The organism is Enterobacter sp. MGH 16, assembly GCF_000493175.1.
GTDB classification, from domain to species: domain Bacteria; phylum Pseudomonadota; class Gammaproteobacteria; order Enterobacterales; family Enterobacteriaceae; genus Enterobacter; species Enterobacter roggenkampii.
In genome coordinates this window covers 571,249-586,427 of sequence record NZ_KI535695.1, presented here as the reverse complement: position 1 = coordinate 586,427, position 15,179 = coordinate 571,249, and the positions used below count along the sequence as shown (strand labels likewise).

At 58.5% G+C, this 15,179-nt stretch carries 15 protein-coding genes; 7 read left to right on the top strand and 8 right to left on the bottom strand.

The features are described from left to right. Positions 1 to 128: 128 nt before the first annotated feature. Positions 129 to 692, bottom strand: coding sequence for a TetR/AcrR family transcriptional regulator (locus L362_RS19935; RefSeq protein ID WP_021240939.1), 564 nt, complete (start codon positions 690 to 692; stop codon positions 129 to 131). Between the two features lie 81 nt (positions 693 to 773). On the opposite strand from L362_RS19935, the gene L362_RS19940 reads away from it, so the two are divergent. Next, entirely contained in the window at positions 774 to 1,988 is a 1,215-nt protein-coding gene (locus L362_RS19940; RefSeq protein ID WP_023343650.1) for an MFS transporter, read from the top strand. Further along, positions 1,978 to 2,790, top strand: coding sequence for a Cof-type HAD-IIB family hydrolase (locus L362_RS19945; RefSeq protein WP_023343649.1), 813 nt, complete (start codon positions 1,978 to 1,980; stop codon positions 2,788 to 2,790). The genes L362_RS19940 and L362_RS19945 overlap by 11 nt, the downstream gene beginning before the upstream one ends. Positions 2,791 to 2,836: 46 nt before the next feature. Here the strand turns inward: L362_RS19945 and L362_RS19950 are convergent, their stop codons facing one another. Further along, entirely contained in the window at positions 2,837 to 4,069 is a 1,233-nt protein-coding gene (locus L362_RS19950; RefSeq protein ID WP_021240942.1) for an MFS transporter, read from the bottom strand. Between the two features lie 168 nt (positions 4,070 to 4,237). Here L362_RS19950 and L362_RS19955 point away from each other — a divergent pair, with 168 nt between their 5' ends. From L362_RS19955 to deoR, 3 genes are all read left to right on the top strand, one after another. Next, positions 4,238 to 4,966 carry a phosphatase PAP2 family protein gene (locus L362_RS19955; RefSeq protein WP_023326979.1) on the top strand — a complete coding sequence of 243 codons (729 nt, stop codon included), beginning with the start codon at positions 4,238 to 4,240 and terminating at the stop codon, positions 4,964 to 4,966. 7 nt (positions 4,967 to 4,973) lie between these two features. Beyond that, on the top strand, positions 4,974 to 5,582 hold the full coding sequence (ybjG, locus tag L362_RS19960) for an undecaprenyl-diphosphate phosphatase (RefSeq protein ID WP_021240944.1): 609 nt from the start codon (positions 4,974 to 4,976) through the stop codon (positions 5,580 to 5,582). Positions 5,583 to 5,649: 67 nt separating this feature from the next. Next, positions 5,650 to 6,408: a DNA-binding transcriptional repressor DeoR gene (gene deoR / locus L362_RS19965; RefSeq protein WP_023292922.1), complete on the top strand. Its 759-nt coding sequence runs from the start codon at positions 5,650 to 5,652 to the stop codon at positions 6,406 to 6,408. Positions 6,409 to 6,494: 86 nt separating this feature from the next. Here deoR and dacC read toward each other — a convergent pair whose 3' ends face one another. Further along, on the bottom strand, positions 6,495 to 7,700 hold the full coding sequence (gene dacC, locus L362_RS19970; protein ID WP_008501207.1) for a serine-type D-Ala-D-Ala carboxypeptidase: 1,206 nt from the start codon (positions 7,698 to 7,700) through the stop codon (positions 6,495 to 6,497). Between the two features lie 241 nt (positions 7,701 to 7,941). On the opposite strand from dacC, the gene L362_RS19975 reads away from it, so the two are divergent. Next, a complete protein-coding gene (locus tag L362_RS19975) occupies positions 7,942 to 8,568 on the top strand; it encodes a glutathione S-transferase family protein (protein ID WP_023326978.1) in 627 nt (208 codons plus the stop codon). Here L362_RS19975 and L362_RS19980 read toward each other — a convergent pair whose 3' ends face one another. Together L362_RS19980 and bssR are read right to left on the bottom strand one after the other, a co-directional pair. Then, positions 8,569 to 9,687, bottom strand: coding sequence for a PQQ-dependent sugar dehydrogenase (locus L362_RS19980; protein WP_023343648.1), 1,119 nt, complete (start codon positions 9,685 to 9,687; stop codon positions 8,569 to 8,571). Positions 9,688 to 9,793: 106 nt separating this feature from the next. Further along, positions 9,794 to 10,177 carry a biofilm formation regulator BssR gene (gene bssR / locus L362_RS19985; protein WP_021240947.1) on the bottom strand — a complete coding sequence of 128 codons (384 nt, stop codon included), beginning with the start codon at positions 10,175 to 10,177 and terminating at the stop codon, positions 9,794 to 9,796. Positions 10,178 to 10,393: 216 nt separating this feature from the next. Between bssR and rimO the strand changes: the two genes are divergently transcribed. Continuing rightward, positions 10,394 to 11,719: a 30S ribosomal protein S12 methylthiotransferase RimO gene (rimO, locus tag L362_RS19990; protein WP_008501203.1), complete on the top strand. Its 1,326-nt coding sequence runs from the start codon at positions 10,394 to 10,396 to the stop codon at positions 11,717 to 11,719. Positions 11,720 to 11,782: 63 nt separating this feature from the next. Here rimO and gsiD read toward each other — a convergent pair whose 3' ends face one another. From gsiD to gsiB, 3 genes are read right to left on the bottom strand one after another with little or no spacing between them, the layout of a single operon-like run. Continuing rightward, positions 11,783 to 12,694 carry a glutathione ABC transporter permease GsiD gene (gsiD, locus tag L362_RS19995; RefSeq protein WP_021240948.1) on the bottom strand — a complete coding sequence of 304 codons (912 nt, stop codon included), beginning with the start codon at positions 12,692 to 12,694 and terminating at the stop codon, positions 11,783 to 11,785. Between the two features lies 1 nt (position 12,695). Further along, positions 12,696 to 13,616: a glutathione ABC transporter permease GsiC gene (gene gsiC, locus L362_RS20000; RefSeq protein ID WP_021240949.1), complete on the bottom strand. Its 921-nt coding sequence runs from the start codon at positions 13,614 to 13,616 to the stop codon at positions 12,696 to 12,698. 5 nt (positions 13,617 to 13,621) lie between these two features. Beyond that, entirely contained in the window at positions 13,622 to 15,160 is a 1,539-nt protein-coding gene (gene gsiB / locus L362_RS20005) for a glutathione ABC transporter substrate-binding protein GsiB (RefSeq protein WP_023343647.1), read from the bottom strand. Positions 15,161 to 15,179 lie beyond the last annotated feature (19 nt).

The following is a 15,179-nucleotide window of genomic DNA, read 5'->3' as shown; positions in this document are numbered from 1 at the left end:
GGTACTTACTTTTTCACCCAACGCCAACCTCAACCACTGAACAGTAAATAACCACCGCGGTGGATAGTCACGTGTTAGGTCCGGATTGTCAATATGGAGAAAAATCGTAATACATTGAAAAGTATGAACTAATTTTCTTTATTTAATGGTGTAATGCCCGCAATCCTCCCCACCATCGCCCGAATCTCCTCCCGGCTTAACGGCGCCCGGTCGGTGACATAGTGCAGCGTCATCCCTTCAATAAACGCGTCCAGCGCGCGGGTGGTGACCGGGTCGAACCACTGCTCCAGCGTGGTCTGGCTCATCTTCATCCAGTCCTGCATCACCGTTTTCAGCGCCGCGCTGCGGTGCATAAAGGCGTAAAGCTGATACATCAGCGCCATGTTGTGGGGCGTTGTCACCTGCGAGCTGTGGATCAGGGTGGTGATGGATTCGCACGCCATTTCCGGCCCGGTGACGCCCGCGAAGAAATCCCGGTACTGCTGCGACATCTGGCGGGTAAACCACGTGAAGGCCTCCTCCAGCAGCGGCTCCATGCCGTCGAAATAGTAGGTCATCGACCCCAGCGGCACGCCCGCGCAGGTGGCGATTTTACGGTGCGTGACGGCGTGAATACCGTGTTCAGCAATGGTGTCGAGCGTCGCCTGCAGGATCTTCTCCCGGCGATGCGGATCGTTGGGTGGTCTGCTCATCAATTCCTCACCTGGTTTGTGTACAAATGTACACAAACTTGCTAGTGTTGTCGCTATTGTTGTACTTCTGGTGCTACCCCGATGACGCTGACCTCTCCCCGTAAAGCCCTACAGCTCCGCCTGTGGGCGCTGTTTATGTTCTTCTTTATTCCCGGTCTGCTGATGGCCTCCTGGGCCACGCGCACGCCCGCCATTCGCGATATTTTGTCCGTCTCTACCGCGGAAATGGGCATCGTGCTGTTCGGCCTGTCGATAGGCTCCATGAGCGGCATTCTCTGCTCCGCGTGGCTGGTAAAGCGCTTCGGTACCCGAGCGGTGATCCGCACCACCATGTGCTTCGCGGTGTTCGGGATGATCGTGCTGAGCGTGGCGCTGTGGTTTGCCTCACCGGTGCTGTTTGCGCTGGGGTTGACGGTGTTTGGCGGCAGCTTCGGCTCGGCGGAAGTGGCGATAAATGTGGAAGGGGCAGCGGTCGAACGCGAGATGAACAAAACCGTGCTGCCGATGATGCACGGCTTCTATAGCCTCGGCACGCTGGCCGGTGCGGGCGTGGGGATGGCGCTGACGGCCACTGGCGTGAGCGCGAATCTGCATATTCTGCTGGCGGCGCTGGTGTGCATCATTCCCATTCTGACCGGCATCCGGGCCATCCCGGACGGCACCGGTAAAAACTCCGCTGACGAACAGCACTCAGCCGAAAAAGGGCTGCCCTTCTACCGCGATTTCCAGCTGATGCTGATCGGCGTGGTGGTGCTGGCGATGGCGTTCGCGGAGGGGTCGGCCAACGACTGGCTGCCGCTGCTGATGGTGGACGGTCACGGCTTTAGCCCGACCTCCGGCTCGCTGATTTACGCCGGGTTTACGCTGGGGATGACCGTCGGGCGCTTCACCGGCGGCTGGTTTATCGACCGCTACAGCCGCGTGGCGGTAGTGCGCGCCAGCGCCCTGCTCGGCGGGCTGGGTATCGCGATGATCATCTTTGTGGATGTGGACTGGATTGCCGGCGTCTCGGTGATCCTCTGGGGGCTGGGTGCATCCCTCGGCTTCCCGCTGACCATCTCTGCCGCCAGCGATACCGGCCCGGATGCCCCGACGCGCGTCAGCGTGGTGGCAACCACGGGCTATCTCGCCTTCCTGGTCGGGCCGCCGCTGCTCGGCTTCCTCGGGGAGCACTACGGGCTGCGCAGCGCCATGCTGGTGGTGTTAGGGTTGGTCATCATCGCGGCGCTGGTGGCGCGCGCGGTGGCAAAGCCGGAAACGAATCAAACGACACTGGAGAAGGGATATGAGCGTTAAACTGATCGCCGTCGACATGGATGGCACATTCCTGAGCGATGCCAAGAGCTACAATCGCCCGCGCTTTCTGGCGCAGTACGCGCGCATGAAGGCGCAAGGCATTCGTTTCGTGGTCGCCAGCGGCAACCAGTACTACCAGCTCATCTCCTTTTTCCCGGAGATTGCGCATGAAATTTCATTCGTCGCCGAAAACGGCGGCTGGGTCGTGAGTGAGGGTGAAGACGTCTTTAACGGTGAACTGTCGAAAGCCCATTTCGAGACCGTCGCGAGCGTCTTAAACGACGTTCCCGGCATTGAGATTATCGCCTGCGGGAAGAGCAGCGCCTATACGCTGAAGTGCTATGACGAGGGCTTTAAGGCCATCGCGGCGAAGTACTATCACCGTCTGGAAATGGTCAGCGATTTCGACAACCTGAACGATATTTTCTTCAAGTTCGGACTCAACGTGTCCGATGATGAAATTCCGCGTATTCAGGCGCTGCTGCATGAAAAGCTCAGCGACATCATGGTGCCCGTCACCACCGGTCACGGCAGTATCGACCTCATTATCCCCGGCGTGCATAAAGCCAACGGCCTGCGGATCCTGCAACAGCGCTGGGGGATAGAGAACAGCGACGTGGTGGCCTTCGGCGACAGCGGCAACGACGTGGAGATGCTGCGCCAGTCCGGGTTCAGCTTTGCGATGGCGAATGCCAGACCGCATATCAAAGCGGCGGCGCGCTTTGAAGCGCCGCACAATAACGAGGAAGGCGTGCTGGATGTGATTGAGAAGGTATTGAACGGGGAGGCACCGTTTAATTGACCGCGTGCGGTCTGGTGCCCTCACCCACAGGGAGAGGGCATAAGAATTAAGGTTGCAGAGCGTTTCCGACGCGCTTGTCTTTCAGGAATACCACCATCAGGCCAACCCACAGCACGCCATTGGCGAGGTTAAACAGGCTGAACAGCCCGTTACCGCCCATCGCGTAGGCATGCTTGCTCACCTCGATACCGACGGTAAAAATCAGCATCTGTAGCATCCCCATCGCCGCGGAGACCGTGCCCTTACTCATCTCGCTGGCAAACAGCGTCAGGCGCACCAGCCCGGCGTTCGCCACGCCAATCCCGAAGGCGTAGATACTCAGCCCCGCCGTCATCCACAAATAAGCGTGAGATGACGCGACGGTTGCCACCGCCGCCAGAATCAGCCCTGCCGCAATCGGCCAGCCGCCCATGATAATCAGCGAACGCACGGTGCGGCGTGACGTCAGACGAGCCAGCACCAGGTTACCGATAATCAGCGCGCCAAAGATCGGCACCTGCAGCAGGCCGTACTCGTAGCTGCTGAGCTTTTCACCGCTGATGATAATGACCGGAGACTGGGCAATCCACGCCAGCAGCGGCAGGCTAACGAACCCGGTCGCCAGCGCGCCCGCAACAAAGCGGCCATTCTTCAGCACCTCTTTGTAATCCCGACCCAGCTCTTTCAGCGAGAGTTTCTCGCCGATGCGGGTGGCGGTTTCCGGCATCGCACGGTGCAGGCCAAAGAACGCGATGGCGGCGAGAACGGCAAACAGCACAAACATCCCTTCCCAGGGGGCCATATGCACCCATGCGGCGCCCACCAGCGGCCCGAGCAAGGGGGCGATCAGCGCCACGTTCGCCATCAGCGCGGTGATTTTGATACACACCGCCTCTTCAAACGACTCCTGAATGGCCGCATACCCCACGGCGCCGATAAAGCACAGGCTCACCCCCTGCAGGAAGCGCAGCAGAGTAAATTGTTCAATATTTTGCGCCAGCAGCGTGGCAAGGCAGGTGACGATGAACCACACCACGCCCGTCAGCATCACCGGGCGACGGCCAATACGATCCGACAGCGGGCCTAACAGCCACTGCAAAAACATGCCGCCGGCCAGATAGGCGGTCATGGAGGTCGGTACCCACTCAATTCCGGCGTTGTACTGCGCCACCACGGCCAGCATACCGGGCTGGATCATATCGTTGCCGATATAGGTAGAAAATTCGTAGAGCACCAGACACAGGGGGAAAAGCAACGCCTGACGACCCAGACGTGAACCTGAAGAAGAACGGTTTAACATGCAATCTCTTTATAATGACAAAATCGCGACGAGTGTAATGAAATGCCGCAGCCCGAGATAGTGATTTATCGAGGATAAACAGAAATAAAGCACATATCGTCTTCGTTTAAGGTTTCCTTAATTTGACAGATTTATGATAGCCCCATTACTCGTCAACGACCCCAAATTATGTCACTCACCTCCAGCCGTTCAGAATTGTCTAAGTTACAGACAAATAAGACAAAACGCCTTTACCGCTTGCCGGCCCGCTTTTATGGTTATCAGCTTTTCATACTGATAGTCCTTGCCGTGGTGTTTACGTGGCTATCGCGCAATGAAGCGCTCGACAGATGGATCACCGGCTTCTGGTATGACGCGGCGACGCAGAGCTTCCCGCTGCAGAAAGACCACCTGCTGGATCTGCTCAACCATCGTCTGGCGAAGTACATTGCCATCGCTTTAGGCGCCGTGGCGCTGTTTTACGGCGCGTACAAGCGTAACGCGAGGCTGGTTACGGCGGCGCTGCTGATGGGGCTTGGCGCGCTGGTCGTGGGCGTGCTGAAAAGCATGAGCCATCACAGCTGCCCGTGGGACCTGGTGGAATATGGCGGTAAGGCGATGTCCTATCCCCTGTTCAGCGCCGTCCCAGCGGACAGCGGCCCAGGGCGCTGCTTCCCCGGCGGCCATTCTTCCAGCGGCTTTATGGTGATGGGACTGTTTTTTGCCTTCTGGCGCGAGCGGCCGCGTCTGGCCTGGAGCTTTGTCGTTCTCGGCATTTTGCTGGGTCTGGCGATGGGCTTCGGTCAGGTCATGCGCGGGGCGCATTTTTTCTCTCACAACCTGTGGGCCGGGTGGTGGGTCTGGTTTTCCCAGGTGGCAGTCTACGGGCTGGTTTCCACCCGGTTTGCTAAAGAGTGATAACGCTATGCTAGAGAATCTGAATTATCAGCTGTTTTATCTGATCAACGCCACCCCGGCCTCGCCCGAGTGGATGATCGACTTCGCCACCTTTCTGGCAAAAGATCTGATCAGTATCGTGCCCGCGCTGGCAGCCATCCTCTGGCTGTGGGGACCGCGTAGCCAGGTGAAAGCGCAGCGCAAGCTTGTAATCAAAGTGGCGATGGCTCTCGGCGTAAGCGTCCTGGCAAGTTACATTCTGGGCCATGCGTTCCCGCACGATCGTCCGTTTGTCGATCACGTCGGCTATACCTTCCTGCACCATGCGCCGGATGACTCTTTCCCGAGCGATCACGGTACGGTGATTTTCACCTTCGCACTGGCCTTCCTGTTCTGGCATCGCCTGTGGTCGGGTGCGGTGCTGATGGTGGTCGCGGTGGCCATCGCCTGGTCTCGCGTGTATCTGGGCGTCCACTGGCCGCTGGATATGGTGGGCGGCTTCCTGGTGGGGCTGATTGGCTGCGTGAGCGCGGCTATCCTGTGGAGCCTCATCGGGGAAGCGCTCTACCGTGCGCTTTCTTCACTCTATCGCGCCATTTTCGCCATCCCGATCCGCAAAGGCTGGATACGTGACTAACCCCGACCTGACAGGTTACACTTGACCCCCCGCCCTGCGGGGGTTCATTTTTTTATGCCGAGGAACTATGGAAACACGTCGCGATGACCGCATTGCTCAGCTGCTACAGGCGCTGAAGCGCAGCGATAAGCTGCATCTTAAGGAAGCCGCCAACCTCCTCGGCGTCTCGGAGATGACCATTCGTCGGGATCTGAACAGCGAGAGCGCGCCCGTCGTGCTGCTGGGCGGATACATTGTGCTTGAGCCGCGTAGCGCCAGCCATTATCTGATCAGCGACCAGAAGACGCGCCTGGTGGAAGAGAAACGCAAAGCCGCGCGGCTTGCGGCTTCCCTGGTACAGCCGCACCAGACGCTGTTTTTTGACTGCGGTACCACCACGCCGTGGATTATCGAAGCCATCGACAGCAGCATTCCGTTTACCGCCGTCTGTTATTCCCTGAACACCTTTCTGGCGCTTCAGGAGAAACCCGAGTGCCGGGTGATCCTCTGCGGCGGTGAGTTTCACGCCAGCAACGCGATCTTTAAGCCGCTCAACCTGCAGGACACGCTCAGCAATCTCTGCCCGGACATCGCGTTTTATTCCGCCGCAGGCGTCAATGTGCGTCAGGGGGCAACCTGCTTTAACCTGGAAGAATTACCGGTCAAGCACTGGGCGTTAAGCGCCGCGCAGTACCATGTGCTGGTGGTCGATCACAGTAAGTTTGGTAAGGTGCGTCCGGCAAGAATGGGCGAGCTGGCGCAGTTCGATGCCATCGTCAGCGATTGCCGCCCGGACGACGAGATTGTGGCCCACGCGAAAGCGCAGCAGGTGAAGTTGATGTATTGAGGTTATGCCGGGTGGCGGCTTCGCCTTACCCGGCCTACAACGGCTCGAACGTAGGCCGGGTAAGCGCAGCGCCACCCGGCAAAAACTTAGCTAAACCAGCTGCCGAACCACCCGTGGAATTTCATCATCACGAAATCCCACATCCGGCTGAAGAAGCCGCCCTCTTCCACCGCTTCCATCACAATCAGCGGACGCTGTTCAATCGACTTACCGTTAAGCTGGAAATCAATCGTCCCAACCACCTGGCCTTTTTTCAGCGGGGCGGTGAGCTGCGGGTCGGTCAGAGTGTAGCTGGCCTTCAGGTTTTTCAGCTGGCCGCGCGGAATGGTTACCGAGCCCGCCTCACCCGCGCCCAGGTTCACCTCGCTCTTGTCACCAAACCAGACGCGCTGGCTGACGAACGTGGCATCCGGTTTAATCGGCGTCACGGTTTCGTAAAAGCGGAAGCCCCAGGTCAGCAGTTTTTCTGATTCGTTAAAGCGAATGCGGTCGGTTTTGGTGCCCAGCACTACCGAAATCAGGCGCATGTCGCCCTGGGTCGCGGAGGCCACCAGGTTATAGCCTGCACCCGCCGTGGTGCCGGTTTTCATCCCGTCCACGTTGACGTTGCTGCTCCACAGCAGGCGGTTGCGGTTCGGCTGGCGAATTTTGTTGAAGGTAAACTCTTTCTCTTTGTGGATGGCGTATTCATCCGGCACGTCGTGGATCAGCGCTTTCCCCAGCAGCGCCATGTCGCGCGCGGTGCTGAACTGGCCCGGCGCATCCAGGCCGTGAACCGTTTTGAACGTGGTGTTGGTTAAGCCCAGCTTCTGCGCGTAACCATTCATCAAGCCAATGAAAGAATCCTGGCTGCCGGCAACGTAGTCGGCCAGCGCGATGCACGCATCATTTCCTGACTGAATAATCACCCCTTTATTCAGATCGGAAACGGAGACCTGATCCCCTGGCTTCAGGAACATCACGGAAGATCCGCGCAGGGCCGGGTTGCCGGTCGCCCAGGCGTCTTTCCCGATGGTCACCATATCGTCCAGCTTGATCTTGCCCGCTTTCAGCGCCTGGCCCACCACATAGCTGGTCATGATTTTGGTCAGGCTTGCCGGATCGAGTTTCTCATCCGCATTCCCTTCCGCCAGCACTTTACCGCTGGCGTAGTCCATCAGGATCCAGGCGCGCGCATCCACAGGCGGCGCTTCGGGCGCAGCCTGTTCAGCTGCGTAGAGCGTTGGTGCAAACAGGAAAAGAAGCGCAGAGCCTGCCGCCAGGCTGCGCAGAGAAGTCATTTTACGCGTCATAAATGCCACCCGAGTGTCCATTCAAAAATTACGTCACATCACCGTGTCGCAAGAAGCGATGAGTAATAGCGCACTAAAACCGTTAAAGAAACCCAACGAGGGTAAAGTTATTAAAGTTTATGCAATAACATTCAGATACGCTTTGATTAAGGCGATTTTTTTGTCTTCTGTTGCGTAATTGTTAGGTTTATCTCACCATGGCGAAAAGCTGATTCGGATTCACATCTCATCGGGAGTAAATATGATTACGCTGTGGGGCAGGAATAATTCGACCAACGTTAAGAAAGTGCTCTGGACGCTGGAAGAGCTGGATTTACCGTTCAATCAAATCATGGCAGGCATGGCGTTCGGCGTGAACAAGGAGGCCGACTATCTGGCCATGAACCCGAATGGCCTGGTGCCGCTGCTGCGCGATGATGAAACGGACGCGACGCTTTGGGAGTCCAACACGATTGTGCGTTACCTCGCCGCCCAGTACGGTCAGGGCCGCCTGTGGGTAGAAAACCCGGCCCGCCGCGCCCAGGGCGAAAAGTGGATGGACTGGGCGAACCAGACGCTGTCCCCGACCCACCGCGTGATCCTGATGGGGCTTATCCGCACGCCGGAAGCGGAACGCGATTATCCCGCGATTCACGCCGCGCAGGATGCCTGCGAAAATCTGTTTGCGATGATGGATGACGAGCTGGCGAAGCACGCCTGGTTCTCCGGCGAGGCGTTCGGCACCGGCGATATCGCCGTGGCGCCATTCGTCTGGAACCTGACCAACATGGGCCTGAAGTGGACGCCGCGCCCGCACCTGGAGCGCTGGCTTAAACAGCTGAGCGATCGCCCGGCGTACCGTAACGTCGTGATGATCCCGGTTACCTGATTACGCGCCGGACGGGCTGACTTTCAACAGCTGCCCGTCCGTCTCGTCGGTCAGGACATACAGATACCCATCCGGCCCCACCCGCACATCGCGAATACGCTGATCCCGGTCACCCAGAATGCGCCCGTCCTCTGTCACCTTGTTACCCTCCACGCTCAGCACGATCACGTCCTTCTCCTTCAGCGCGCCGATAAACAGCTTGTTTTTCCACTGCGGGAAGACGTCGCTGTTGTAGAACGCCATGCCGCTTACCGCGGGTGAGACTTTCCAGACGAACAGCGGCTTCTCGGTGCCCTCAACGTGCTCGCCTTTGGCTTCCGGGATTTTCAGACCGCTGTAGTTAATGCCGTGCGTTGCCAGCGGCCAGCCGTAGTTCTTACCCTTCTCCGGGATATTGATCTCATCCCCGCCGCGCGGGCCGTGCTCGTTGAGCCACAGCGTGTCGCTCCAGGGGTTCATCGCCATCCCCTGCGGGTTGCGGATGCCGTAAGACCAGATTTCAGGTCGCGCACCGGGGGTATTCACAAAGGGGTTATCCGGCGGGACTTTTCCGTCTTCGGTGAGGCGCACCACTTTGCCCTGCAATTTATCCAGATCCTGCGCCGTCGGACGCTGGTTATTCTCGCCGAGTCCGATAAAGAGGGAGCCTTTGCCGTCGAACACCAGCCGTCCGCCGAAATGGTTACCGGTTGAGAGTTTCGGCATCTGGCGGAACGCCACCTGGAATCCCTCGATGCGGGAATAGTCGTCGCTCAGGCGGCCAAAGCCCACCGCCGTTCCGGCTTTGCCGTCATGCCCGGCCTCGCCGTAGCTCAGCCAGACGCGGCGCGACGTTTCAAAATCCGGCGCCAGCACCACATCCAACAATCCTCCCTGCCCGTTTGCCCAGACCTTCGGTACGCCGACAATCGGATCGGAGAGCCCTTTTCCGGCCTGCCAGCGTTTGAGCTGACCGCCCTTCAGGGTCACCAGCAGCCCGTTATTATCCGGCAGGAACGCCAGGGACCAGGGGTGATCGAGTCTGTTTTGCAGCACCTCGACCTTCACCGCCTCTGGCGCAGCAAGAAGTGAAAACGGAATGAATAACGCAGGCAGGAAAATCAGCGAGGATCGAGGCATAACGCACTCCTTTATCGGCATATGGCTTAAAGATTAGCCACTGCGTCCGGGCGCGTTACCACTTTTACAAAAGCTTAAGCAGAAGGGGGAGTTGCCTCCCCCGGGATCAGTGCTGTTCAAGCTGTTTGTGCTCGTTCAGGCACATGATGCATAGAGAGAGCGTTGTCAGGCAGTTTTCAAGCTTCTCCGCGTTTACGGCGATAAAATTCGGGCAGTCGTGGCGTCCGTTCATCAGACACACCCCTGCAATGGAGAGCACCTCGGCGGCGCGGCGCAGCGCGACTTCTTCACTTTCGCCGTAGTTCGCCTGCAGGGCCGGTGCTTTTTCACGCATGAAATTGCAAAGTTCAAACAGGTTATCACGCAGATGTTCGCTTTCGCTGACTGACATATACCCTTTTGCCTTCCTCAACTGCAGGTACGCGGCCAGGTCGATTCGGGCGTTGATCAGCTTGTTCAGCAGATCGCGTTTTAGTCTGTCAACGGTCATGCTCTTTCCTCCTCTGTCAGCCATTGTGCATAGTCAGGATAAGTACATTTTTTGTACAGTTTAATGCCTGGGATCAATTTTTATTAACTGATTAACATTATTTACAATGTTACAACCTCTGCCCGGCGCATCCGCCTTGCAAAGAGTGTATAAATCCCCCGCGATACGCTGTAAAATCCCGCCCTGATAACTCCATAATTGATGAATTTTTAACCTATGAGCAATGTTACGCACCAGCCGAAAATCGGCTTCGTCTCCCTGGGCTGCCCGAAAAACCTGGTGGATTCAGAACGCATCCTGACCGAACTGCGCACCGAGGGCTATGACGTGGTGCCAAGCTACGACAACGCCGATATGGTGATCGTTAACACCTGCGGCTTTATCGACAGCGCGGTTCAGGAGTCACTGGAAGCCATCGGTGAAGCGCTGACCGAAAACGGCAAAGTGATCGTGACCGGCTGTCTGGGCGCGAAAGAAGACCAGATCCGCGAAGTGCACCCGAAGGTGCTGGAGATTACCGGCCCGCACAGCTACGAGCAGGTGCTGCAACATGTTCATCACTACGTGCCAAAACCCAAGCACAACCCGTTCCTGAGCCTGGTGCCGGAACAGGGCGTGAAGCTGACGCCGCGCCACTACGCGTACCTGAAAATTTCCGAAGGCTGCAACCACCGCTGCACCTTCTGCATCATCCCGTCCATGCGTGGCGATCTGGTGAGCCGTCCAATCGGCGAAGTGCTGGCGGAAGCCAAACGTCTGGCCGATGCGGGCGTGAAGGAACTGCTGGTCATCTCCCAGGACACCTCAGCTTACGGCGTGGACGTTAAGCACCGCTCCGGTTTCCACAACGGCGAGCCGGTGAAAACCAGCATGGTCGGCCTGTGCGAGCAGCTGTCCAAACTCGGTATCTGGACGCGTCTGCACTACGTTTACCCTTACCCGCACGTTGACGACGTGATCCCACTGATGGCGGAAGGCAAGATTCTGCCGTACCTGGACATCCCGCTGCAGCACGCCAGCCCGCGTATCCTGAAGCTGATGAAGCGCCCTGGCTCCGTTGACCGTCAGCTGGCGCGCATCAAGCAGTGGCGTGAGATCTGCCCGGACCTGACCCTGCGCTCGACCTTCATCGTCGGCTTCCCGGGTGAAACCGAAGAAGATTTCCAGATGCTGCTCGACTTCCTGAAAGAAGCGCGTCTGGACCGCGTCGGCTGCTTCAAGTACAGCCCGGTAGAAGGCGCAACCGCCAACGAGCTGGCGGACCAGGTGCCGGAAGAGGTGAAAGAGGAGCGCTGGAACCGCTTCATGCAGCTTCAGCAGCAGATTTCTGCCGAGCGTCTGCAGGAAAAAGTGGGCCGCGAGATCATGGTTATCATCGACGAGGTGGACGAAGAAGGCGCGATTGGCCGCAGCATGGCGGACGCCCCTGAAATCGACGGTGCGGTGTACCTGAATGGCGAAACCAACGTTAAGCCGGGTGATATTATTCGCGTGAAGGTTGAAAACGCGGATGAGTATGACCTGTGGGGTAGCCGGGTTTAATCTCCCCACTCCGCTTTTGTAGGCCGGGTAAGGCGTAGCCGCCACCCGGCACATTTCACTGCACTACCCCTTTATCCTCGGATCCAGCGCGTCGCGCAGCCCATCCCCCAGCAGGTTAAACGCCAGCACGGTCAGGAAAATCGCCAGACTCGGGAAGATTGCCACGTGCGGCGCAATCACCATATCGGCCCTCGCCTCGTTCAGCATCGCGCCCCACTCCGGCGTTGGAGGCTGTGCCCCTAGCCCCAGAAACGACAGGCTCGCCGCCGAGATAATCGACACGCCAATACGCATGGTGAAATAGACCACGATGGACGACACCGTCCCCGGCAGAATATGGCTGAAGAGAATGGTCGCATCGCTGGCCCCCATACTGCGGGCCGACTCGATGAAGGTCTGCTGTTTCAGCACCAGCGTGTTGCCGCGCACCAGGCGGGCAAAGGCCGGAATCGAAAACACCGCGACCGCAATGATGACGTTGGCCATGCCGCTGCCCATGATCGCCACCACGGCAATCGCCAGCAGAATGCCGGGGAAGGCAAACAGCACGTCGCAGATGCGCATGATGATGCGGTCCCACCAGCCTTCGTAATAGCCGGCGACCAGCCCCAGCACGATCCCGATTGCCGCGCCGATCAGCACCGCAAACACCCCGGCGGCGAGCGAGATCTGCGCCCCCACCAGCACCCGGCTAAAGATATCCCGCCCGAGAGAGTCCACGCCGAACCAGTGGAGCATCGAGGGCCCGTCGTTCAGGCGGTCGTAGTCAAAATAGTTTTCCGCATCAAACGGCGCCACCCACGGCGCCACGATCGCCACCACGATCAGCAGCAGCACGAACAGCCCCGCCGTCATCGCGACCGGCTGACGGCGAAAGCGCCGCCAGAATTCAGACCACGGGGTGCGGATGTGGTCCGGTTTTAGCCCCGGCATGGCGTTTAATACGGCCTGACGCCGCCAGTTCAACAATCGCATCTTACTTATACCTGATGGCCGGGTTAATGGCGGCGTAGAGCACGTCCACCACGAGGTTGATAAGAATAAACTCCAGCGAGAAAAGCAGGACTTCCGCCTGAATCACCGGGTAGTCCCGCATCTCGACGGAATCGACCAGCAGACGTCCCAGCCCGGGCCAGTTGAAGACCTTTTCCACCACGATAGAGCCGCCCAGCAGGAAGCCAAACTGCAGCCCCATCATCGTCACCACCGGGATCATCGCATTGCGGAACCCGTGCTTGAGAATGACCCACTTCTCGCTGACCCCTTTCGCTCGCGCGGTGCGAATATAATCTTCGCTCAGCACGTCAACGAACGAGGCGCGGGTAAAGCGGGCCATCACCGCCGACACGGCAGCCCCCAGCGTCATCGAGGGCAGAATGTAATGCTTCCAGGTATCGGCCCCGACGGTGGGCAGCCAGCCCAGCTCAACGGAGAAGATCTGCATCAGCAGCATCCCCAGCGCGAACGCCGGGAAGGAGATGCCGGTCACCGCCAGCGCCATGCCGAGCTTGTCCGGCCAGCGGTTGCGCCAGACGGCCGCCACAATCCCGGCGCCAAGGCCGAACACCACCGCCCAGCTCATGCTGGCTATCGTTAACCAGAACGTGGGCATAAAGCGGCTGGCGATCTCCTCCGACACCGGTCGACGCGACACCATCGAGATACCAAAGTCACCCTGCAGAACGTTGCCAATATAGTGCAGAAACTGCATATACAGCGGCTGGTCAAGACCCAGCTGTTTACGCACCAGCTCAATGACCGTGGCATCCGCTTCGGGCCCGGCAACCAGACGCGCCGGATCGCCCGGCAGCATATGGACAAACAAAAACACCAGCACCGCCACAATCAGCAGCGTCGGGATAAGCCCCAGCAGGCGTTTACAAACATAGTTCAGCATGAGGTTTATTTTAAATCCGCATCGTCAAAGCTAAAGCCCGTGTCCGGCATGATGTAGAACCCGGTCAACGCTTTGTTATGGGCTGACACCAGTTTCTCCACCACCAGCGGCACCCACGGCGACTCTTTCCAGATGATGTCCTGCGCGTCCTTGTAGAGGCGTGCTTTCTCCTCCGGTTTGGTGGTTTTCAGCGCATCGGCCAGGTCTTTGTCCACCTGCGGATTGCTGTAGAACGCGGTATTGAACAGGGTTGGCGGCCAGTTCTGCGAGGCAAACAGCGGCGACAGCGCCCAGTCGGCTTCACCGGTCGAGGCCGACCAGCCGGTGTAGAACATCCGCACGCCGCTCTCTTTCTGCCCTTTCCCCTCGACCTCTGCCGCACGCTGTCCGGCATCCATGGCGGTAACCTGCGCCTTAATCCCCACCTGTGCCAGCTGCTGCTGGGTAAACTGCAGCACCTTCTGGGCGGTACTGTGGTTATGCGACGACCACAGCGTGGTGCTAAAGCCGTTCGGATAGCCCGCCTCTTTCAGCAGCTCGCGCGCTTTGGCCGGATCGTACGGCCACGGCTGATAGCTTTGCGCATACGCGATAGCCGGCGGCAGCACGCCGGTGGCCGGGGTGGCATAGCCCGCAAAAGCGACCTTCACCAGCGCCTGGCGGTTAATGGCATAGTTAATGGCTTCGCGCACCTTCGGATTATCGAACGGCTTTTGCGTGACGTTCATGCTGATGTAGCGCTGCATGATTGACGGGCTGGCGACCAGCTCCAGCTTGCTGTTTTTCTCCAGAATGGCGGCCTGCTCGTACGGGACCGGGAAGGCAAACTGCGCCTCGCCGGTTTGCAGCATCGCCGCACGGGTGTTGTTATCCACTACAGGACGCCAGGTGATGGTGTCCAGCTTCGGCAGCCCTTTCTGCCAGTATCCCGCGAATTTCTTCACCTTCACAAAATCGGTCTGGTTCCAGGTGACCAGCTCGTACGGGCCGGTACCCACCGGGTGGAAGCCGATCTCCTTGCCGTATTTCTTCAGCGCGGCAGGGGAAATCATCGCCGTCGCCGGGTGCGCCAGGATATTGATAAACGCGGAGAACGGCTCTTTCAGGGTGATTTTTACCGTCGCCGGGTCGACCACCTCGGTTTTGGCGATGTTTTTATAGAGGTTATAACGCTTGAGGCTGTTCTCAGGATTGCTGGCGCGATCGAGGTTTACCTTCACCGCGTCCGCATTAAAGTCGGTGCCGTCCTGGAACTTCACCCCGGTTTTGAGCTTAATGGTGTACACCAGCCCGTCATCCGAAACGGTGTACCCCTCCGCCAGCACGTTTTTAAGCTTCATCTCTTTATCCAGGCCAAACAGGCCCTGGTAGAACGATTTCGCCACCGCCTGGGAGAGCGTGTCGTTAGCGTCATACGGATCCAGCGTGGTGAAGTTAGAGCCGACGGCGACCACCACATCTTTGGCAGCGAACGCGGGGGCAGCGGCCAGGGCTGCCGTCACGCTCGCGGCTAACAACCATCTACGCGCTACAAATGTAACCATTATGTTCTCCTGCCTGTTG

Coding starts and splice junctions, on each gene's coding strand:
- L362_RS19980 (WP_023343648.1), bottom strand. CDS start 9,687: ATGCCTCGATCCTCGCTGATTTTCCTGCCTGCGTTATTCATTCCGTTT.
- gsiC (WP_021240949.1), bottom strand. CDS start 13,616: ATGCTGAACTATGTTTGTAAACGCCTGCTGGGGCTTATCCCGACGCTG.
- deoR (WP_023292922.1), top strand. CDS start 5,650: ATGGAAACACGTCGCGATGACCGCATTGCTCAGCTGCTACAGGCGCTG.
- L362_RS19945 (WP_023343649.1), top strand. CDS start 1,978: ATGAGCGTTAAACTGATCGCCGTCGACATGGATGGCACATTCCTGAGC.
- L362_RS19940 (WP_023343650.1), top strand. CDS start 774: ATGACGCTGACCTCTCCCCGTAAAGCCCTACAGCTCCGCCTGTGGGCG.
- gsiD (WP_021240948.1), bottom strand. CDS start 12,694: ATGCGATTGTTGAACTGGCGGCGTCAGGCCGTATTAAACGCCATGCCG.
- rimO (WP_008501203.1), top strand. CDS start 10,394: ATGAGCAATGTTACGCACCAGCCGAAAATCGGCTTCGTCTCCCTGGGC.
- bssR (WP_021240947.1), bottom strand. CDS start 10,177: ATGACCGTTGACAGACTAAAACGCGATCTGCTGAACAAGCTGATCAAC.
- ybjG (WP_021240944.1), top strand. CDS start 4,974: ATGCTAGAGAATCTGAATTATCAGCTGTTTTATCTGATCAACGCCACC.
- L362_RS19955 (WP_023326979.1), top strand. CDS start 4,238: ATGTCACTCACCTCCAGCCGTTCAGAATTGTCTAAGTTACAGACAAAT.
- dacC (WP_008501207.1), bottom strand. CDS start 7,700: ATGACGCGTAAAATGACTTCTCTGCGCAGCCTGGCGGCAGGCTCTGCG.
- L362_RS19950 (WP_021240942.1), bottom strand. CDS start 4,069: ATGTTAAACCGTTCTTCTTCAGGTTCACGTCTGGGTCGTCAGGCGTTG.
- L362_RS19935 (WP_021240939.1), bottom strand. CDS start 692: ATGAGCAGACCACCCAACGATCCGCATCGCCGGGAGAAGATCCTGCAG.
- gsiB (WP_023343647.1), bottom strand. CDS start 15,160: ATGGTTACATTTGTAGCGCGTAGATGGTTGTTAGCCGCGAGCGTGACG.
- L362_RS19975 (WP_023326978.1), top strand. CDS start 7,942: ATGATTACGCTGTGGGGCAGGAATAATTCGACCAACGTTAAGAAAGTG.